20 protein-coding genes are annotated in these 20303 nt (G+C 66.5%); 11 read left to right on the forward strand and 9 right to left on the reverse strand.

Features of this window, described 5'->3' with window-relative positions; genetic code table 11:
* Positions 1-32 precede the first annotated feature (32 nt).
* Together ACZYSP_RS04105 and ACZYSP_RS04110 are read right to left on the reverse strand one after the other, a co-directional pair.
* Positions 33-302: a hypothetical protein gene (locus tag ACZYSP_RS04105; RefSeq protein ID WP_093056478.1), complete on the reverse strand. Its 270-nt coding sequence runs from the start codon at positions 300-302 to the stop codon at positions 33-35.
* Positions 303-334: 32 nt separating this feature from the next.
* Positions 335-1108, reverse strand: coding sequence for an SDR family oxidoreductase (locus ACZYSP_RS04110; protein WP_093073780.1), 774 nt, complete (start codon positions 1106-1108; stop codon positions 335-337).
* Between the two features lie 125 nt (positions 1109-1233).
* On the opposite strand from ACZYSP_RS04110, the gene ACZYSP_RS04115 reads away from it, so the two are divergent.
* On the forward strand, positions 1234-2178 hold the full coding sequence (locus tag ACZYSP_RS04115) for a LysR family transcriptional regulator (protein WP_093073778.1): 945 nt from the start codon (positions 1234-1236) through the stop codon (positions 2176-2178).
* A 24-nt stretch (positions 2179-2202) separates the two neighbouring features.
* On the opposite strand, the gene ACZYSP_RS04120 is transcribed toward ACZYSP_RS04115, so the two are convergent.
* Positions 2203-3147, reverse strand: a complete 945-nt coding sequence (locus tag ACZYSP_RS04120) for a LysR family transcriptional regulator (protein WP_093073776.1) — start codon at positions 3145-3147, stop codon at positions 2203-2205.
* Between the two features lie 101 nt (positions 3148-3248).
* Between ACZYSP_RS04120 and ilvD the strand changes: the two genes are divergently transcribed.
* Positions 3249-4943 (forward strand): dihydroxy-acid dehydratase, encoded by a 1695-nt coding sequence (gene ilvD / locus ACZYSP_RS04125; RefSeq protein ID WP_093056474.1) that lies wholly within the window; start codon positions 3249-3251, stop codon positions 4941-4943.
* A 10-nt stretch (positions 4944-4953) separates the two neighbouring features.
* Here the strand turns inward: ilvD and ACZYSP_RS04130 are convergent, their stop codons facing one another.
* Both ACZYSP_RS04130 and ACZYSP_RS04135 read right to left on the reverse strand, forming a co-directional pair.
* On the reverse strand, positions 4954-5787 hold the full coding sequence (locus ACZYSP_RS04130) for a DUF3592 domain-containing protein (protein WP_093056473.1): 834 nt from the start codon (positions 5785-5787) through the stop codon (positions 4954-4956).
* Between the two features lie 52 nt (positions 5788-5839).
* Positions 5840-6094 carry a TIGR04438 family Trp-rich protein gene (locus ACZYSP_RS04135; protein WP_093056472.1) on the reverse strand — a complete coding sequence of 85 codons (255 nt, stop codon included), beginning with the start codon at positions 6092-6094 and terminating at the stop codon, positions 5840-5842.
* Positions 6095-6202: 108 nt separating this feature from the next.
* Here ACZYSP_RS04135 and ACZYSP_RS04140 point away from each other — a divergent pair, with 108 nt between their 5' ends.
* Positions 6203-6517 (forward strand): c-type cytochrome, encoded by a 315-nt coding sequence (locus ACZYSP_RS04140; protein ID WP_093056471.1) that lies wholly within the window; start codon positions 6203-6205, stop codon positions 6515-6517.
* 12 nt (positions 6518-6529) lie between these two features.
* Here ACZYSP_RS04140 and ACZYSP_RS04145 read toward each other — a convergent pair whose 3' ends face one another.
* Together ACZYSP_RS04145 and acs are read right to left on the reverse strand one after the other, a co-directional pair.
* Positions 6530-7030, reverse strand: coding sequence for an SPFH domain-containing protein (locus tag ACZYSP_RS04145; RefSeq protein ID WP_093073774.1), 501 nt, complete (start codon positions 7028-7030; stop codon positions 6530-6532).
* A gap of 139 nt (positions 7031-7169) precedes the next feature.
* On the reverse strand, positions 7170-9167 hold the full coding sequence (gene acs, locus ACZYSP_RS04150) for an acetate--CoA ligase (RefSeq protein WP_093073772.1): 1998 nt from the start codon (positions 9165-9167) through the stop codon (positions 7170-7172).
* Positions 9168-9324: 157 nt separating this feature from the next.
* On the opposite strand from acs, the gene ACZYSP_RS04155 reads away from it, so the two are divergent.
* Positions 9325-9960 (forward strand): YqhA family protein, encoded by a 636-nt coding sequence (locus ACZYSP_RS04155; protein WP_093056468.1) that lies wholly within the window; start codon positions 9325-9327, stop codon positions 9958-9960.
* Between the two features lie 10 nt (positions 9961-9970).
* On the opposite strand, the gene ACZYSP_RS04160 is transcribed toward ACZYSP_RS04155, so the two are convergent.
* Positions 9971-10888 carry a LysR family transcriptional regulator gene (locus tag ACZYSP_RS04160; RefSeq protein WP_093056467.1) on the reverse strand — a complete coding sequence of 306 codons (918 nt, stop codon included), beginning with the start codon at positions 10886-10888 and terminating at the stop codon, positions 9971-9973.
* Positions 10889-11001: 113 nt separating this feature from the next.
* Here ACZYSP_RS04160 and ACZYSP_RS04165 point away from each other — a divergent pair, with 113 nt between their 5' ends.
* Positions 11002-11619: an NAD(P)-dependent oxidoreductase gene (locus ACZYSP_RS04165; RefSeq protein ID WP_093073768.1), complete on the forward strand. Its 618-nt coding sequence runs from the start codon at positions 11002-11004 to the stop codon at positions 11617-11619.
* Between the two features lie 47 nt (positions 11620-11666).
* Here ACZYSP_RS04165 and fumC read toward each other — a convergent pair whose 3' ends face one another.
* Positions 11667-13064, reverse strand: a complete 1398-nt coding sequence (gene fumC / locus ACZYSP_RS04170) for a class II fumarate hydratase (RefSeq protein ID WP_093056465.1) — start codon at positions 13062-13064, stop codon at positions 11667-11669.
* A 524-nt stretch (positions 13065-13588) separates the two neighbouring features.
* Between fumC and proV the strand changes: the two genes are divergently transcribed.
* The 6 genes from proV to ACZYSP_RS04200 are packed head-to-tail and all read left to right on the forward strand — an operon-like array spanning position 13589 to position 20239.
* Positions 13589-14842, forward strand: coding sequence for a glycine betaine/L-proline ABC transporter ATP-binding protein ProV (gene proV, locus ACZYSP_RS04175; protein ID WP_093073766.1), 1254 nt, complete (start codon positions 13589-13591; stop codon positions 14840-14842).
* Positions 14843-14862: 20 nt separating this feature from the next.
* Entirely contained in the window at positions 14863-16008 is a 1146-nt protein-coding gene (proW, locus tag ACZYSP_RS04180; RefSeq protein WP_093073764.1) for a glycine betaine/L-proline ABC transporter permease ProW, read from the forward strand.
* Between the two features lie 22 nt (positions 16009-16030).
* Complete coding sequence (gene proX, locus ACZYSP_RS04185; protein ID WP_093073762.1) at positions 16031-17047, forward strand: glycine betaine/L-proline ABC transporter substrate-binding protein ProX; 1017 nt, start codon at positions 16031-16033, stop codon at positions 17045-17047.
* A gap of 57 nt (positions 17048-17104) precedes the next feature.
* Positions 17105-18658 (forward strand): fumarate hydratase, encoded by a 1554-nt coding sequence (locus ACZYSP_RS04190; protein WP_093056461.1) that lies wholly within the window; start codon positions 17105-17107, stop codon positions 18656-18658.
* Entirely contained in the window at positions 18655-19446 is a 792-nt protein-coding gene (gene murI, locus ACZYSP_RS04195) for a glutamate racemase (protein ID WP_093073760.1), read from the forward strand. Before ACZYSP_RS04190 ends, murI begins: the two co-directional genes overlap by 4 nt.
* Positions 19447-19459: 13 nt before the next feature.
* On the forward strand, positions 19460-20239 hold the full coding sequence (locus tag ACZYSP_RS04200; protein ID WP_093073758.1) for a PA3715 family protein: 780 nt from the start codon (positions 19460-19462) through the stop codon (positions 20237-20239).
* The last annotated feature ends 64 nt before the right edge of the window (positions 20240-20303 follow it).

A 20303-nucleotide genomic window follows, 5' to 3' on the forward strand; every position in this document is an offset into this window, starting at 1 on the left:
GGGACGGGGATATTCAGGCCGCTACCGAAGAACTAGCGCCCGAACTTCCACCACAGCAGCCCCGCCACCACGGCGGGCACCGCGAAGATCAACAGGAAGATCGGCAGCTCCTCGGCCACCGAGTACCCCGCCTTGATCACGCCCACGGCCATGTTGATGCCCGCGCCGATGAACCACGCCGGAATGAACCATTTGGCCGCCACGGCCAGCGCCGCCGAAGAGCCGTCACCCATGAAGCGCGCGGCCAGCAGGAACACCACCAGCAGCACGAAGCCGCCGCCCATCACCATGATCGTGTGCATGTCGTTCGTCCTCCAGGCGGCATCTTGCCGGATCAGCGTGTGGTGTAGCCGCCGTTGGCAAAAATCGTCTGCCCGGTGATCCACCAGCCTTCGGTGACGAGGAAGCGCACGATGGGTGCAATGTCTTCGATGTCGGTGAGGCCCTTCTTCGAGAACTTGCTCAGCGCGGCGGCGCTGCTGTGGTATTCGACGGCCTCCTTGCTCTCCTGCCCGTAGAAGAACGGCGTGTCCATGGGGCCAGGGCCGATCGCGTTGACCGAGATGCCGCGCTCGCCGAACTCCTTCGACGCGGCGCGCGTGTAGTGCTCCACCGCCGCCTTCGAGCCCGGATAGATCGCATAGAACGGCGTGTAGGCCGCCAGCAGCGAGCTCACCAGCGTGACGATGCTGCCGCCGTCGGCCATCGTGCGGCCGGCCTGCTGGATGAAGAAGAAGGCAGCCTTGGCATTGGCGTCGAAGCTCTTGTCGTAGTCGGCCTCGGTGACGTCGAGGATCGGCTTCTTGATGACCACGCCGGCGGTGTTGATCGCGATGTCGACCTGCCCGAAGTGCTTCACGGCCTGGTCGAACAGCTTCACGCTGTTGTCGACCACCGAGAGATCGCCCTGTACCAGCAGCGCGTCGGAGCCCTTGGCCTTGAGCGCGGCGGCGGTTTTCTCGGCATCGGCGCGCGAGGCGTCGCTGTTGTAGTGAATGGCGACGCCGCGGGCGCCGCCGTCGACCATCTGATGCCCGATGAGGGCGCCGAGGTTCTTGCCACCGCCGGCGATGACGACGACCTTGTTCTTGAGAGTGCGTGCGGACATGAATGGACTCCTTTGTAGAGGGTGATGCGTGACGGGAGCATTCAGTCTATTGATCAGCACACTGCAGATAAATCACCCAGCGAAGGCTAGACTGTTCAATAAATCACGAACAATTCAGATTACCCATGGACCGCATCGACCTCCTCCAGGTTTTCGTGCGCGTGGCCGAGGCCGGCAGCTTCACGCGCGCAGCCGACCGCCTGGGCCTGCCGCGCGCGACCATCTCGACGGCCGTGCAGCAGCTCGAAACCCGCCTCGGCTCTCGCCTGCTGCACCGGACCACGCGCCGCGTGGGCCTCACGCCCGACGGCGAAGTGATGCTGGAGCGCGCCCGCGCGCTGGTGGCCGACATGGAAGACATGGAGCAGCAGTTCCTGCCCGCGCACGGCCAGGTGAGCGGCAGGCTCAAGGTCGACGTGCCGAGCCGCATCGCGCGGCGGCTGATCGCGCCAGCACTCCCGGGCTTCTTCGAGCGCCATCCGGCCATCGAGCTCGAACTGGGCTCCAGCGACCGCGCGGTGGATCTTGTGCTCGAAGGCGTCGACTGTGCGCTGCGCGTGGGTCCGCTGGCCAGCAGCAGCCTGGTGGCACGGCCGCTCGGGCATTTCACGTTGATCAACTGCGCGAGCCCGGCTTACCTGGCACGCCACGGCACGCCGCGCACGCCCGTCGATCTGCCGCAGCACATGGCCGTCAACTACGCCTCGCCGACCAGCGGGCGCGCCGCTCCCTGGGAATGGCAGCGCGACGGGGAAACCGCGAGCTTGCGCATGCGCAGCCAGGTGGCGGCGAACAATGCCGAGACCTACATCGCCTGCGCACTGGCCGGCCTGGGCCTGATCCAGATTCCGGCATACGACGTGCGCGAGCACCTCGCGGCCGGCGAACTGATCGAGGTGCTGACCGACGCACGTGCCGAGCCGCTGCCGGTGCAGCTCGTGTACCCGCACCGGCGCAACCTGTCGCGGCGCGTGCAGGCCTTCGCGGGCTGGCTCGAAACCCTGCTCTCCGATTCGCTCGACCCGCGAGCGGTGTCGAAGACGGGTGGCGCGCGGGCATCGCGCAGATAGAGGCAAAGGCAGGCGCCCTGCCCGCTATTTCGCCTGGGCCCGTGCCGTGCGCTCGCGCACGAACGCCACGAAACGCGCCAGCGCCGGATGCGCGGCCTGTGCGGGCCACACGAGGCTTGTCTCGCAGGCCGGCAAGGCCACGCGGCGCCGCCCAACGCCCTTGAACTCGTCGACCTGCCGGTAGACGACGCCCGCGCGCCGGAACTGCATCACGCTGTGCGGCACCCAGGCAACGCCGATGCCGCCCGACACCAGATTGACGATGGTCTGCATCTGGATTGCCTCCTGCGCCACCTGCGGCACGCGGCCGGCCGCGTGATAGAGGTCGAAGACCGCGTCGTGCAGCGAGGGCACGATGCGGCGCGGAAAGATCACCAACGGCTCGGCCAGCACCTCCGCCAGCGGCACGGGCCGCGCGCGGGCGAGCCGGTGCTGCGCCGGCAGGGCCAGCACCAGCGCCTCTTCCTCCACCGGCAACCGGGCCAGCCCTGGCGGCGCCGCACCGGGCGAATGCAGCATCAGCCCCGCATCGATCTCGCCACGTGCGAAGGCTTCGAGCTGCACGTCGCCGGTGGCCTCGACCAGTTCGAGCGCCACCTCTGGGCACAGCACGCGAAATTCACGTACCCAGGCCGGCAGTTGCTCGAAGCCGACGGTCGAGACGAAGGCGATGCGCACCCGGCCCACCTGCCCCGCCGCCGCCGCGCGGGCCCGGGCGGGCAGCGCCTGCGCGCGAGCCAGCAGCTCGCGCACATCTGGCAGCAAGGCCTCGCCGGCCGGCGTGAGCGCCACGCGCCGCCGGGTACGGTCGAACAGCACCACGCCCAGCGTCTTCTCGAGCTGGGCAATGGCTTGCGTGACCGGTGGCTGCGTCATGTGCAGCCGCAGCGCGGCGCGACCGAAGTGCAGCTCTTCGGCCACGGCGACGAACTGGCGCCAGGCCCGCAGGTCGATCAGGGCTTCATTCATACGCCAAGCATATCAATCTGTGCTTGAAATTGGATTGGAAGCAATCAATCAGAAGTCCGATACTTGGGCTCCCCCGATCTCCCCACGATAGAAGAGACACCATGGACACCAAGCCAATCCAGATCAACCGCCGCAGCGCCAACATCGTCGAAGGCAAGAGCCGCGCGCCCAACCGCTCGATGTTCTACGCCATGGGCTACGAAGAAGGCGACTTCAAGAAGCCGATGGTCGGCGTCGCCAACGGCCACAGCACCATCACGCCCTGCAACTCCGGCCTGCAGAAGCTGGCCGACGCGGCCATCGCGGGCATCGAGGAAGCCGGCGGCAACGCGCAGGTGTTCGGCACGCCCACCATCTCCGACGGCATGGCCATGGGCACCGAGGGCATGAAGTACTCGCTGGTCAGCCGCGAAGTCATTTCCGACTGCATCGAGACCTGCGTGGGCGGCCAGTGGATGGACGGCGTGCTGGTGGTCGGCGGCTGCGACAAGAACATGCCCGGCGGCCTCATGGGCATGCTGCGCGCCAACGTGCCGGCCATCTACGTGTACGGCGGCACCATCCTGCCGGGCCGCTACAAGGGGCAAGACCTGAACATCGTGAGCGTGTTCGAGGCCGTGGGCCAGAACGCCGCCGGCAACATGAGCGACGAAGACCTGCACGAGATCGAAAAGCGCGCCATCCCGGGCACCGGCTCTTGCGGCGGCATGTACACGGCCAACACCATGTCCAGCGCATTCGAGGCGCTGGGCATCTCGCTGCCCTACTCGTCGACCATGGCGAACCCGCACGACGAGAAGGCCAACTCGGCCAAGGAATCGGCCAAGGTGCTGATCGAGGCGATCAAGAAAGACCTGAAGCCGCGCGACATCGTGACCAAGAAGGCCATCGAGAACGCCGTGGCGGTCATCATGGCCACGGGCGGCTCGACCAACGCGGTGCTGCACTTCCTGGCCATTGCGCATGCGGCAGAGGTCGAATGGACCATCGACGACTTCGAGCGCATGCGCAAGAAGGTGCCGGTGATCTGCGACCTGAAGCCCTCGGGCAAGTACCTCGCGGTCGACCTGCACCAGGCCGGCGGCATTCCGCAAGTGATGAAGGTGCTGCTGAAGGCCGGCCTGCTGCATGGCGACTGCATCACCATCAGCGGCCAGACCATCGCCGAAGTGCTGAAGGACGTGCCGGACGTGCCGCGCGCCGACCAGGACGTGATCCGCCCCATCGACAAGCCCATGTACGCGGAAGGCCACCTCGCCATCCTGAAGGGCAACCTGTCGCCCGAAGGCGCGGTCGCCAAGATCACCGGGCTGAAGAACCCGGTCATCACCGGCCCGGCGCGCGTGTTCGACGACGAGCAGTCGGCGCTCAAGGCCATCCTCGACGGCAAGATCAAGGCCGGCGACGTGATGGTGCTGCGCTACCTCGGCCCCAAGGGCGGCCCGGGCATGCCCGAGATGCTGGCGCCGACCGGCGCGCTGATCGGCGCAGGTCTCGGCGAAAGCGTGGGACTGATCACCGACGGCCGCTTCTCGGGCGGTACCTGGGGCATGGTGGTGGGCCACGTGGCACCTGAAGCCGCAGCCGGCGGCACCATCGCCTTCGTGAACGAGGGTGACTCGATCACCATCGACGCGCACGAACTCAAGCTCGAACTGAACGTGCCAGAAGCCGAGATCGCCAAGCGCCGCGAAGGCTGGAAGGCACCGGCTCCGCGCTACACGCGCGGCGTGCAGGCGAAGTTCGCGTTCAACGCCTCGAGCGCGAGCTCGGGCGCGGTGCTCGACAAGTTCTGAAATCCACCACTCAGGCCATCATCCACGCGCCGTAGCCGAAGGCCAGAAACCCGAGGCCTACGATCGCGAGGATGCTGCGAGCCTGGAACTCCAGTGCCGGCGGCAGGCTTTGCACGAGAAAGTGCAGCATGGCGCCGGCGCCGATGGTCATGAAGCCCGCGCCAAACTGCTTCATCGGTTCCGGGTCGGGATAGAGAAACACCAGCGCGAAGCCGGCCAGGAAGACGATGTTGGCGAGCACGGTGCCGCGCGTGCGCCAGCGTTTCTGCACCGGCGTGGGCTCGCGCACAGGTGGTGGCCTGCTGCCGTAGCCGTATCTGCTGCGCCCCTCCTTCAGAGCCATGCCGATGAAGAACAGGCCGAACATGCTCGGAAACGCACCGAAGATGCCGAGCCCCCACACCCCGCCCCACATGTTCTGGAAATCGGCCACCAGCGCCTTCGAGGGATCGGCCACGCTGTAGCGCACCTCCACCGCGTCGCCCCACTCCTTGCCCGACAGGCCGCCGCCCAGCCCCTTGACGCGGCGCTTCTGCCCGTCGGACGCGGTGTATTCGACGATGGGCGCGCGCGAAACCGTGGTGCGGCCGTTGCTGTCCTTGCTTTGTTCGTCGACGAACTCGACCAGGCTGCCTTGCACGCTGGTGGTTCCGGCAATCGACTGGTAGCGATGCCAGCCGATGGTGGCCGCACCGTAGAGGCCGGCGAAGCCGATCACCAGCGCCCCGACACCCACGCCCCAGAAAAAGCTCTTGAGCCACCCCACGAGGCCGCCGAGGGCCGGGCCGAGCAGCAGGGACAGCCCGAAGACGATCAGCGCGTGGGTGGTGGCTTCTTCGTCCATGGCACTTCTGCTTGATGCATGCGGTGCCGGGACTTCGGCCGATGGCGCTGACTCAGCGGCGCGGGCGCTGCCCGTTGCTGGTCTTCATGCCCATGTTGGTCTTCTGGCGGTCGATGCGGTCCTGCTTGCGCCGCTCTTCCCGCTCGATGACCTTGCGCTTGGTATAGCCAGACGAATCGGCCCAGGCCCACCACGCGACGGCCATCGCGAACGGAGACAGCACGATCCACCAGCTCCAGCCGGCGACCATGCCTACTTCGAGATACTTGAGGGCCAGTCCAAGCAGGCCCAATGCCAGAAACCACATTGCGAATCCCTCCGGGTCGTACTGGCAACGCATCCGTACGCCGTGCACGGTGCTACCTACAATCGCGTTGAGTCGAATGTAACTCAGCCCTTACCAAATAGATCCCCCATGAAAAGAGTCTTGTTGTCGGCAGCTCTGGGCCTCGGCCTCGTAACGCTCGCCGCGCCCGCCTTCGCAGACCTGGCCCTGGCGACTTCGAAGAACTGCATGAGCTGCCACGCGGTCGAGCGCAAGGTGCTCGGCCCGTCGTTCAAGGACGTGGCCGCCAAGTACAAGGACGACAAGGGCGCCGTCGACACTCTTGCCAGCAAGATCATGAAGGGCGGCTCCGGCGTGTGGGGACCGGTGCCGATGCCGGCGAACAACCAGGTCAGCGAAGCCGACGCGAAGAAGCTCGCAGCCTGGGTGCTGTCGACGAAGTAGGCCCCAGGGGCATCACGCCTGCGGGTTGATGTCCGCCGGTACCGGCCGGCGCTCGATGCGGTCTTCGAGCTGGCCGATGTGCGCGGCCACGGTGTTGTCGGTCTGGTCCGAGCGCAGGCGGATCGCGGTTTCGAGCTGCTCCAGGCGCGCCAGCATCGCCGCCTGACGATCGGCGTTCTGCGCCATGTGCTTGTTCTCCTGCGCCTCCAGGAAATTGCGCAGTTCGGTGAAGCGCGAGGCTTCGGCCTTGTCCGCCAGGTCGCGCTGGACCTGCATTTCCTTGGTGTGGCGCTTGGTGTCGATCAGCACCGAGCTGTGCAGGTACAGCACGTAGACGAGGAAGAAAGCGGCCAGCACCACTGTCAGGCCCAGCATGATCAGGCCCAGCGGCGCCGAGACGGTCATGAAGCCCAGCCACACATCGGTGGATGCAGACAGCGTGCCCCAGTTCAGCGCGGCGAGCGCCGCGATGAGCAGCACGATGACAAAAAGAAAAGCGGATCTCACGCCCATGGGGGCCTCCTTCGGAAAGATCGAACATGTCGAAAACCCGTGCGCGTCGAGGCGCACGGTGGTTGCGACGGTTTTACCTCAGCGAAGAGCTCCGTTCGGCGCAGATGGCCGCATAGACGGCCATGTCCTACAGCACCGGTCAGTTGGTCTGTGACAACTGTTCGAGGATCGCGGGATTTTCGAGCGTCGAGGTGTCCTGCGTGATCGCCTCGCCCTTGGCAATGCTGCGCAGCAGCCGTCGCATGATCTTGCCGCTGCGGGTCTTGGGCAGGTTGTCGCCGAAGCGGATGTCCTTGGGCTTGGCGATCGGGCCGATTTCCTTCGCGACCCAGGCGCGCAGCTCGTTGGCGATCTGCTTGGCTTCTTCACCTGTCGGGCGCGCGCGCTTGAGCACGACGAAGGCGCACACTGCCTCGCCCGTCACGTCGTCGGGCCGCCCTACCACCGCGGCTTCGGCCACGAGGTCGGTCTTGGACACCAGCGCCGATTCGATTTCCATCGTGCCCAGGCGGTGGCCCGACACGTTCAGCACGTCGTCGATGCGACCGGTGATGCGGAAGTAGCCGCGGTCGGCACTGCGCACAGCGCCGTCGCCGGCGAGGTAGATCGTGCCGCCCATCTCCTCGGGGAAGTAGCTCTTCTTGAAGCGCTCGGGGTCGTTCCAGATCGTGCGGATCATCGAGGGCCACGGCCGCTTGATGACCAGCATGCCGCCCGCGCCGTTGGGCAGGTCCTTGCCGGTCTCGTCGACGATCGCGGCCATGATGCCCGGCAGCGGCAGCGTGCACGAGCCCGGCACCAGCGGCGTGGCGCCCGGCAGCGGCGTGATCACGTGGCCGCCGGTCTCGGTCTGCCAGAAGGTATCGACGATGGGGCAGCGCTCGCCGCCGATATTGCGGTGGTACCACATCCATGCTTCAGGATTGATCGGCTCGCCGACCGAGCCGAGGATGCGCAGGCTCGTGAGGTCCCAGTTCTTCGGGTGCACCTTTTCGTCGCCCTCGGCTGCCTTGATGAGCGAGCGGATGGCGGTGGGAGCGGTGTAGAACACGCTGACCTTGTGCTTCTCGATCATCTGCCAGAAGCGGCCCGCGTGCGGGAAGGTCGGGATGCCCTCGAACACCACCTGCGTGGCGCCGGCCGCGAGCGGGCCGTAGGCGACGTAGGTGTGGCCGGTGATCCAGCCGATGTCAGCCGTACACCAGAACACGTCTTCGGGGCGGATGTCGAAGGTCCAGTCCATCGTGAGCCTGGCCCACAGCAGGTAGCCGCCGGTGGCGTGCTGCACGCCCTTGGGCTTGCCGGTGGAGCCCGAGGTGTAGAGGATGAAGAGCGGGTGCTCGGCGTTGACTGGCACGGGGGCGCACTCGGTGCTCTGGCCCTTCAGCGCTTCGGCGAATGTCTTGTCGCGACCTTCCACGCGGTTCCACCCGCTAGGCGTGCGCTCGTACACGAACACCGTCTTGATCGACTCGCAGCCACCCAGCGCGATGCCGTCATCCACGATGGCCTTGAGCGGCAGCTCCTTGCCGCCGCGCAGTTGGTAATTGGCCGTGATGACCGCTACCGCGCCCGCGTCGATGATGCGCTCCTGAAGCGCCTTGGCCGAGAAGCCGCCGAACACCACGCTGTGGGTGGCGCCGATGCGCGCGCAGGCCTGCATGGCGATCACGCCCTCGACTGTCATCGGCATATAGATGACGACGCGGTCGCCCTTCTGGATGCCCTGCGCCTTCAGCGCGTTGGCGAACTGGCTCACGCGGGCGAGCAGTTCCTTGTAGGTGACGTTGGTGACGGTGCCGTCGTCGGCTTCGAAGACGATGGCCGTCTTGTTCTCGACCGGGGTGCCGATGTGCCTGTCGAGGCAGTTGGCGCTCGCGTTGAGCTCGCCGTCGCCGAACCACTCATAGAACGGCGCCTTCGACTCGTCGAGCGTCTTGGTGAAGGGCTTGGTCCAGTCCAAGTTGTCCTTGGCAAGGCGGGTCCAGAACCCTTCGAAATCCTGCTCGGCCTCCTTGCACAGGGCCTCATAGGCGGCCATGCCGGAAATGCGGGCGCCTTCGGTGGCGCGGGCGTCGGGCGGGAACACGCGGTTCTCGACCAGGACGGATTCAATGTTCTTCGATGCGCTGCTCATGCTCTATGTCTCCTGGATGGGTGCGGCCGTAATGTCGACGGGTCCACTTACGGGTCACTGACGGGCTTGCGAAGGTCAGATGTTAGTTCTCGGGGTTATCACGAGTGCGTCACGGGGGCACCTCTAGAATCCCCGGTCCCCAACCACCGCCTTGCCGATGTCCGCTCCCGAACCTTTCGACCCCCGGAACCCGCCCGTACCAGCCCGCGCTTCACCGCTGCGTCCCCTGCCCAAGCTGATCTTCGCGAGCCGCTGGCTGCAGCTGCCGCTGTACCTGGGGCTGATCGTGGCGCAGGCCGTGTACGTTGTGCACTTCCTGGTCGAGCTGCTGCACCTGGTCGAGGCCGCGTTCGGCAGCAAGGAAGCACTGCAGGCGCTCATTACCAGCATCGGCTACAAGACCACGGCGCCGGTCGGCACACTGAACGAGACGGTGATCATGCTGGTGGTGCTGGCGCTGATCGACGTGGTGATGATCTCGAATCTGCTCATCATGGTGATCGTGGGCGGCTACGAGACCTTCGTGAGCCGCATGGACCTCGAAGGCCACCGTGACCAGCCCGAATGGCTGAGCCACGTGAACGCCTCGGTGCTCAAGGTGAAGCTGGCCACCGCCATCATCGGTATCAGTTCCATCCACCTGCTGAAGACTTTCATCAACGCGGACAACTACACCGACCGCGTGCTGATCGCGCAGACCGTGATCCATATCGCCTTCCTGTTCTCGGCAATGGCCATTGCCTACACCGACCGGCTGATGGCCCCGGCGCCTCACGCCGGCGACGGCCACTGAGCCTTGCCCCCTAGCCTGCGTGCGGCGCGTCCCACGCAGGCACTTCGGTGAATCGCTCGGCCAGGAAGTCGAGCATCGTGCGCAAGGTGGCCGGCATGTGCTTGCGAGAGGCGTACACGGCGTACATGCCCACCACTTGCGGCTCGAAATCGCCGAAGAGCCGCACCAGTTCTCCCTTCTGCAGCAGCTCCGACGTGAGATAGGTCGGCAGCATCGCGATGCCGGCCCCTGCCCTTGCCAGGTACATCAGGCTCGCCGCGTCGTTGGCGGAGACATTGCCATCCACGGCCACGGACACCGGCTCCCCGTTGTCCTTGCGCGTGAAGTTCCAGAGGCTGCGTCCAAAGTAGGAATGCGTGAGGCAGTTGCGCTGGGCCAGTTCTTCCACGCGCAGGGGTTTCCCGTGCTCCTTCAGATAGGCGGGTGAAGCGCAAACCACCGATCGGCACGTGGTGAGCCGGCGCGCGATCAGATTGGGGTCGATCTCTGCCGCTGTACGAATCGCGAGGTCGATGCGCTCGTCCACGAGGTTGACGGTTCGATCCAACAGCACCAGGTCAACCATCACGGCCGGATAAAGCCGCACATAGTCGGCAATCGCGTCGGCCAGTTGTGCCTGCGCAAACGAGGTTCCTGTGGTGATGCGCAATTGCCCGCGCGGCGCCTCGGCCGGATGCCGCACCGCGGCCTGCATGTCGCCCGTGAGCTCCAGCACCTGGCGGCAACGCGGCAGCAGCTCTTCGCCAGCGGCCGTGAGGCTAAGGCGGCGCGTCGTGCGGTGCAGCAGGCGCGCGCCGGTCCATTGCTCCAGTTCGGCCACGTAGCGCGTGACTACCGGGCGGGACATGTCGAGCTTGTCGGCGGCGGCCGAAAGGCTGCCCGAATCGACCACGTTCACAAACACGCGCATGGCGTTCAATCGGTCCATTCGAACGATTTTAGGAATAAACAAGCGCGCAAATCGAGGTATTTCTTTCGAAACCAGAAACCTAAGATGTGGTTCATCCCATCCGATCTTTCGATCTTTCACAGGAGTCACTCATGAGCCACATCGCCATCATCGGCGCCACCGGACGCGCCGGCGGCCGCCTTCTGGAAGAAGCCCTGCGCCGCGGCCACACCGTCACGGCCATCGCCCGCAAGGCCACCGACAAGCTGGCAGGCCGCGCAAACGTGAAGGCCGTCGACCTCGACGTGCTCAATGGCGCAGCACTCGAAAAAGCGCTGGCCGGCCACGACGCCGTGTTCAGTGCCGCGCACTTCTCCACGGTGCCGCCCGCGGCCATCATCGAGCCGGTCAAGCGCTCGGGCGTGAAGCGCCTGCTGGTGGTCGGCGGCGCCGGCAGCCTGTTCGCGGCGCCCGGCCTGAAAGTGATCGACACGCCGAACTTCCCCGATGCCTACCGCGCCGAAGCTTCGGCCGGCGGCGTGTTCCTCGACACGCTGCGCAACGAGAAGGAACTCGACTGGACCTTCCTGTCGCCATCCGCCGAGTTCGTCGAAGGCGAGCGCACCGGCAAGTTCCGCCTGGGCAAGGACGACCTGCTGGTAAGCGCCGAAGGCCGCAGCTGGATCACCTTCGAGGACTACGCAATCGCGTTCATCGACGAGCTTGAAAAGCCGGCGCACTCCCGTCAGCGATACACGATCGGCTACTGAAACAAAAAAGGACCCGACGAGGGTCCTTTTTCAATGGGCTGACCGAATCAACGGCCAGTCATGTTCTCCGGCACCACCCACTGGTCGAACTGTTCGGCCGTGAGGTGCCCCGAGGCAATCGCCGCTTCGCGCAGGCTCGTGCCTTCCTTGTGCGCCTTCTTGGCGATGTAGGCCGACTTGTCGTAGCCGATGTGCGTGTTCAGCGCCGTCACCAGCATCAGCGAACGCTGCACCAGCTCCGTGATGCGTTCGCGATTCGGCTCGATGCCCACCGCGCAGTGGTCGTTGAAGCTCACCATGCCGTCGGCCAACAGGCGCACGCTCTGCAGGAAGTTGTGCGCCACCATCGGGCGGAACACGTTCAGCTCGAAGTTGCCCGAGGCGCCACCGATGTTGATGGCCACGTCGTTGCCGAACACCTGCGCGGCCAGCATCGTGACAGCCTCGCTCTGGGTCGGGTTGACCTTGCCCGGCATGATCGACGAGCCCGGTTCGTTCTCGGGAATGCTCAGTTCGCCGATGCCGCTGCGCGGACCACTCGCGAGCCAGCGCACGTCGTTGGCGATCTTGTTCATGCTGGCGGCGAGCGTCTTCAGCGCGCCGTGGGCGTGCACCAGCGCGTCGACGCTGGCCATCGCTTCGAACTTGTTCGGCGCGGTCACGAACGGCAGGCCCGTGAGCTTCGCCAGCTCGGCGGCCACCTGCTCTGCATAGCCCTTGGGCGCGTTCAGCCCGGTGCCGACTGCGGTGCCGCCCAGCGCCAGTTCGCTCAGGTGCGGCAGCGCGGCGCGCACGTGCGCCTCGCCGTGCGCGAGTTGCGCCACGTAGCCCGAGAACTCCTGGCCCAGCGTAAGCGGCGTGGCGTCCTGCAGGTGGGTGCGGCCGATCTTCACGATGTCGGCGAAGTCCTTGGACTTCTGCTCCAGCGTGCCGCGCAGCTTGGCGATGGCCGGCAGCAGCTTGTGCGTGATGGCCTCGACGGCGGCCACGTGCATGGCGGTCGGGAACACGTCGTTGCTCGACTGGCTGCGGTTCACATCGTCGTTGGGGTGCACGAGGCGGCCTTCGCCGCGCTCGCCGCCGAGGATTTCACTGGCGCGATTGGCCAGCACCTCGTTGACGTTCATGTTGGTCTGCGTGCCCGAGCCGGTCTGCCAGACCACCAGCGGGAACTCGCCCGGGTGCTTGCCGGCAATGACTTCGTCGGCGGCCGCCACGATGGCCTTGGTCTTCTTTTCGTCCTGCAGGCCCAGCGCGTGGTTGACCACGGCCGATGCGCGCTTGACCTGCGCCAGCGCCTTGATGATCTCGCGCGGCTGCTGCTCGCCGGAGATGTCGAAGTTCTGCAGCGAGCGCTGCGTTTGCGCGCCCCACAGCTTGTCGGCCGGCACGTCGATCGGTCCGAAGGTGTCGCGCTCGGCACGGGTCTTGGGGGAAGTCGTCATGAGAAAAAGCTCCGCAGGATCATGAAAGGTCGCGCCGCTCGGCGGGCGTGAGCCCGAGTATCGGCCAATAGGAATAGCTCGCATCTGACGGGGCCATTGGCTGGCCGCTGACATCACGATACGCCTCCCGCCTTGACCGCATCATGTCGAAAAGTTATGATCGAAGGCTTCTGACGACCAACAAGTCATGATGAGTTCGGGTTCCCCGCTCTCTTGAACTTGCAGGTCACCCCTTCACTACTCGCGGATCTCCGAATCCCGTCGCGGTGCAAGGTTCTCCCGCCGGGCCCAGCCCGGCAAACCGGCCGGATCTTTTCCGTCCCCATTGCCACGTCACGCTCATCCAGGCGGCGCCCCTCGACCAGGCCCGTTGCCCTGCGAATGAAGCATCCGGCGGGCACTGGCTTCGTCGCCATGTCGTCTTCAGTGCCTGTCGGCAGCCCATCCAATGGGCTGGGGGCGTGGTCGCGTCGCCCTTGCGGGGGTGGCGATCTGTCAACCCCTCACCAAAGGAGCCCCGACGTATGGCCAAAGGAATTCTCATCGACCATGTCTTCAAGGTGTTCGGCGACGAGCCCGAACAAGCCCTGGAGCTGGTCCGGCAAGGTTTTTCCAAGAAGGAAATCCTGGCGCGTACCGGCCAGTCGATCGGCGTGTTCGACGCCACCTTCGAAATCCAGGCCGGAGAAATCTTCGTCATCATGGGTCTCTCGGGTTCGGGCAAGTCGACGCTGGTGCGCCTCTTGAACCGGCTGATCGAACCGACCGCGGGCCGCATCGTGATCGACGGCGCGGACATCAACGAACACTCCGACACCAAGCTGCGCGCGCTGCGCCGCAAGGACATCAGCATGGTGTTCCAGTCGTTCGCGCTGATGCCGCACATGACGGTGCGCGAGAACACCGCCTTCGGCCTCGAACTCTCGGGCACGGGCAAGAAGGAGCGCCTGGCGCAAGCCGACCTCGCGCTCGCGCAGGTGGGGCTGGCGGGCTGGGGCGACAGCTATCCCGACGAGCTCTCGGGCGGCATGCAGCAGCGCGTGGGACTGGCACGGGCGCTGGCCTCGGACCCGTCGATCCTGCTGATGGACGAGGCCTTCTCGGCCCTCGACCCGATCATCCGCACCGAAATGCAGTCGGAGCTGCTGCGGCTGCAGCAGGAGCAGCGCCGCACCATCGTCTTCATCTCGCACGACCTCGACGAAGCCATGCGCATCGGCGACCGCATCGCGATCATGAAGGACGGCCAGGTGATCCAGGTCGGCACGCCCGACGAGATCTTGCGCAGCCCCGCCAACGACTACGTGCGCAGCTTCGTGCGCGGCGTGGACGCGGCAGCCGTGTTCAAGGCGGCGGACATCGCGCGCAAATCGCTCACCGTGGTGTGCGAGCACCCCGAGCGCGGTGCGCGCGCGGCGCTCAAGCTGCTGGAAGACCAGGACCGCGACTTCGCCTACGTGACGAGCCCCAACAAGCGCTTCCTCGGCGTGGTGTCGGCGGACACGCTGCGCGGCGCGCTCGATGGACATTCAGGCCCGCTGGGGCTGCAGCACGCGTTTCTCAACGAGCTGCCGCGCATCGACGCCGAAGCCCCCGTGGCAGGCCTGATCGGCCAGCTCGCGCAGGCGCCGTGCGCGTTGCCGGTGGTGGCGAGCGACGGCCGCTTCTGCGGTGCGATCAGCAAGACGACGCTGCTCAAGTTCCTCGACCGCGACACGCCGCCGATCGAGCCCGTCTTGCCCAACGCTGCCCCTGCTCTCGCCGCCGAGCCGCACTGAATTCACGAAGGACCTGAACGATGAACGACAACACACTTCCTTCCGACCTGAGCACGCCTGCGGCCCCCGCCTTCGTCGATCCGTGGGAGGCGCTCTCGGCCGCGCCCGACACCTCGGCCACCAGCGCCTGGCTCGACGCGCCAGTGAACGCCGCCCACCAACTTGCGGGACAAGCCGACGCCGCCACCAGCGGCTTCCAGCTGCACCGCCTGTGGGACGGCTCCCTGCCCGTCGAATCGTGGATCAACCAGGGCCTCGGCTGGGTGGTCGAGCACTTCCGCCCCTTCTTCCAGACCGTGCGCCTGCCCATCGACAGCACGCTGAACTGGGTGCAGGGCCTGCTCACCGGCCTGCCCACGCTGGCGATGATCGCCCTCATCGGCCTCTTCGCCTGGCAGTTCGCCGGCCGCGCGCTGGCCATCGGCACCACGGTAGCGCTGCTGCTCGTGGCCATGCTCGGCATCTGGCCCGAGGCGATGGTGACGCTGTCGCTGGTGCTGACCTCTCTGGTGTTCTGCATGGTTATCGGCCTGCCGCTGGGCGTGCTGCTGGCAAGCAGCGACCGGGCGCAGCGAATCATGCGGCCGGTGCTCGACGCGATGCAGACCACGCCGGCCTTCGTGTACCTCGTGCCGGTGGTGATGCTGTTCGGCATCGGCAACGTGCCGGGCGTGATCGTGACGATCATCTTCGCGCTGGCGCCGCTGGTGCGCCTGACCAACCTCGGCCTGCGCCAGGTGCGCCCCGACCTCATCGAGGCCGCACGCGCCTACGGCGCTTCGCCCTGGCAGATGCTGGTGAAGGTGCAACTGCCGCTGGCCATGCCGTCGATCATGGCTGGCATCAACCAGGCGCTGATGCTGTCGCTGTCGATGGTCGTCATCGCATCGATGATCGCCGTGGGCGGCCTGGGCCAGATGGTGCTGCGCGGCATCGGCCGGCTCGACATGGGCCTGGCGACCGTTGGCGGGCTGGGCATCGTGCTGTTGGCGATCTCGCTGGACCGGCTGACGCAAGCCATGGGCAAGTCGCGCCGCAGCGCTGGCCGCCGCTGGTGGCACACCGGGCCGGTGGGCTTCGCGCTGCGAGTGCTGCAGCGCCTCGTGGGTTCGCCTTCGCAACCGGGCAACCAGCCGGTTCCCGCCCTGTCCACGCAAGCGCAATAAGCCGCACGGAGGAACACAACGCATGAAGAAAACCAGTTTCATCGCACGCGGCCTGCTGGCCCTCGCCTTCGTGGCCTCGGGCATGGCCGCCCATGCTGCCAACGACCTGCCCGGCAAGGGCGTTACCGTGCAGCCGCTGAAAAGCTCGCTCGCGGAAGAAGCCTTCCAGACGCTGCTGGTGATGCGCGCGCTCGAAAAGCTCGGATACACCGTCGAGCCCATGAAAGACCTGGAGCCCGCCACCGAGCATCTGGCCATTGCCAACGGCGACGCCACTTTCATGGCCAACCACTGGAGCCTGCTGCACGCCGACTTCTACAAGAACAGCGGCGGCGACGCCAAGCTGTGGCGCAAGGGCGTGTACTCGGACGGCGCCGTGCAGGGCTACCTGATCGACCGCAAGACGGCAGAGCAGTACGGCATCACGAACATCGCACAGCTGAAGGACCCTGCCATCGCGAAGCTGTTCGACGCAGACGGCGACGGCAAGGCCGACCTGACTGGCTGCAACCCCGGCTGGGGCTGCGAGCTGGCCATCGAGAACCACCTGACGGCCTATCAGCTGCGCGACACCGTCACGCACAAGCAGGGCAGCTACGCCGCGCTGATGGCCGACACCATCGCCCGCTTCAAGCAGGACAAGCCGGTGCTGTACTACACGTGGACGCCGTACTGGGTGAGCGCCGTGCTGCGCCCGGGCGCTGACGTTGTGTGGCTGCAGGTGCCCTTCTCGTCCTCGCAAGGTTCCTCGCAGGGCGGCAACGTCGACACGCAGCTGCCCAACGGCAAGAACTACGGCTTCCAGGCCAACCAGGAGCAGATCGTCGCCAACCGGGCCTTCGCCGAGAAGAACCCGGCCGCGGCCAAGCTCTTCGAGGTGATGAAGCTGCCGATCGGCGACATCAATGCCCAGAACCTGCGCATGAGCCAGGGCGCCAACACGCAGCAGGACGTGGAGCGGCACACCGACGGGTGGATCCGGGTGCACCGTCCTCTGTTCGACGGCTGGATAGAGCAAGCCCGAGCCGCAGCGCAGTAGGCGCATCGGCTGAGATAATCGGGGGGCGTTTCACACTCCAAAAAAACTCCCCCCACCATGACGACCACGATCCAGCAGGCCGACCTGATCGAATCGATCAGCGCCGCGCTGCAGTACATCAGCTACTACCACCCCGCCGACTACATCGCCCATCTGGCCCGCGCCTACGAGCGCGAGCAGAGCCCCGCGGCCAAGGACGCCATCGCGCAGATCCTGACCAACAGCAAGATGAGCGCCACGGGCCAGCGCCCGATCTGCCAGGACACCGGCATCGTCAACGTGTTCCTCAAGGTGGGCATGGACGTGCGCTGGGGCGGCTTCACCGGCAGCCTCGACGACGCCATCAACGAAGGCGTGCGCCGCGGCTACAACCACCCCGACAACACACTGCGCGCCTCGGTCGTGGCCGACCCGCAGTTCGACCGCAAGAACACCAAGGACAACACGCCCGCGGTGATCTTCACCGAGATCGTTCCCGGCAACACCGTTGAAGTGACGGTCGCGGCCAAGGGCGGCGGCAGCGAGAACAAGAGCAAGCTGGTCATGCTGAACCCCGGCGACAGCGTGGTCGACTGGGTGCTCAAGACCGTGCCCACCATGGGCGCCGGCTGGTGCCCGCCGGGCATGCTGGGCATCGGCATCGGCGGCACGGCCGAGAAGGCTGCGCTGATGGCCAAGGAAAGCCTGATGGACGACCTCGACATGCACGAGCTGCAGGCTAAGAAGAAGTCGGGCGCCGAGCTGAGCAAGGTCGAGGCGCTGCGCATCGAGCTGTACGAGAAGGTCAATGCGCTGGGCATCGGCGCGCAGGGCCTGGGCGGCCTGGCCACCGTGCTCGACGTCAAGATCCAGATGTACCCGACGCATGCGGCGAGCAAGCCCGTTGCGATGATCCCCAACTGCGCGGCCACCCGCCACGCGCACTTCACGATGGACGGCAGCGGCCCTGTCTACCTCGACCCGCCGTCGCTCGACCTGTGGCCCGACGTGAACTGGGCGCCTGACGAGAAGAAGAGCAAGCGCGTCGACCTCGACAAGCTCACGCCCGCCGAAGTGGCAAGCTGGAAGCCGGGCGACACGCTGCTGCTCAACGGCAAGATGCTCACCGGCCGCGACGCCGCGCACAAGCGCATCCAGGACATGCTGGCCAAGGGCGAGAAGCTGCCGGTGGACTTCACCAACCGCGTCATCTATTACGTCGGCCCGGTCGATCCGGTCGGCGACGAAGCCGTGGGCCCCGCCGGTCCGACCACCGCCACGCGCATGGACGGCTTCACCGAAATGATGCTGGCGCAGACCGGCCTGATCGCGATGATCGGCAAGGCCGAGCGCGGCCCGGTTGCCATCGAGGCCATCAAGAAGCACAAGAGTGCCTACCTCATGGCCGTGGGCGGCGCCGCCTACCTCGTGAGCAAGGCCATCAAGACCGCCAAGGTCGTGGGCTTCGAGGACCTGGGCATGGAAGCGATCTATGAATTCGACGTGGTCGACATGCCCGTGACGGTGGCGGTCGATGCCGGCGGCACCAGCGCGCACATCACCGGCCCGGCCGAGTGGCAGAAGCGCATTGCCAGCGGCGAGTTCAAGACCATCATGATGGAAGAAGCTTGAGCGCTGTAGGCGTCTTCGACAGCGGAGTCGGCGGGCTCAGCGTGCTGGCCGCGCTGCGGGCCGAACTGCCGCACGAACGCTTCGTGTACTTCGCCGACACGGCCTATGCGCCGTACGGCGAGCGCGGAGACGCCTATGTGATCGAGCGCTCGCGCACCGTGGTCGAACACCTGCGGCGCGAGCACGGCATCAAGGCGCTCGTGGTGGCCTGCAACACGGCGACCACGGCCGCCATCCATCTGATGCGCGCCGAGAATCCCGACCTGCCGATCGTCGGGCTGGAACCTGGCCTCAAGCCCGCCGTGGCTGCGAGCCGCACGGGGCGCATCTCGGTGATGGCCACGCGCGGCACACTGGCCAGCGCCAAGTACGCCACGCTGCGCGCCTCGTTCGCCGGGTCGGCTGATGTCCGTCCCGTGCCCTGCGACGGGCTCGTGAAGGCCATCGAAGGCTTCGACTCGGCAGGCATCGCGGCACTGTGCGAACGCTACATGGCCGAAGCCGGCCCCTTCGGCGATGCGCCTGGCGAAGTCGACACGGTGGTGCTTGGCTGCACCCACTACCCGCTCGTGAAGGACGAGTTGCGCCGGCATGCGCCGGCCACGCTGCGGTTCATCGACACGGGCGTGCCGGTCGCGCAGCAAACGCGGCGCCTGTTGACAGCGGCGGGCCAGCTCGCGGACAGCGGCAGTGGCGGCCTGCTTCTGCAGAGCAGCGGCGACGTCGCCGTGCTCGAAGCCGCGGCCGCGCGATGGCTCGGACTCCCTTCTGCTGCGGCCACGACCTGACCTGGTCCGAGTCATGCGTCTCCTGCGCCACGCCGCCCTCCTCCTGTGCCTCTCGGCCGCCGGCCTGAGCCACGCGGCCTGCGAGAGTGGCCTTGCCGAACGCATGCACGCCAAGCTGCATCCCAATCGCCCGCTCGACGAGCGGCTCGCGGCCTGCAAGGTCTGGCCGGCCTTTCCCGGACGCAGCATCGTCGTGCTGCCGATGCCGCGCGAAACCACCGACCGGGGCGCCAAGGTCTTCGACCTGGAAATCCTGCTGATCCAGCGCCCCGACAACGGCAACACCGATCGCGACACCGTCATCGGCCGGCTCGTGCAGCCCGAGGCACTCGACGAAGACGCCACCACGTCGATCCAGGACATCCGCATCGACACCTCGCGCTACGTGCTGTCGCCCGAGGCCCGCGCCTTCGGCCTGCGCGTGCGCTACCGGGGCAGCAACGCGCCCGGCAGCCCTCTGGCCAGCGAAACCGTGCGGCTCTACGTGCACCATGGCAAGCAGTTGCGCCAGGTGCTGCAGGAGATCGAGCTCGATCACGACCACGGCGGGTGGGACTCCACTTGCACCGGCCACTTCGAGAAGCTGCGCACCATGCTGTCGGTCGGCAAGGGCAGCAGCAACGGCTTTGCCGATCTGCAGCTGTCGCGCACGCTGCTGCAGAGCCGTGCGCAGGAGCAGGAAGACCAGGGCTGCGTGGAAAAGGCACTGCCCGCGAAGTTCGACACGGTCACGCTGCGCTATGACGGCGAGCGCTTCAAGGCGCCGAAGTCGCTGCAACAACAGACGCCCTGACGGGCGCCTGACCCACGGCCGGTTTTTCACCGAGCCGTCACACTAAGGTAACAGGATGCGCGGT

It is taken from the genome of Variovorax sp. F042, from assembly GCF_057814215.1.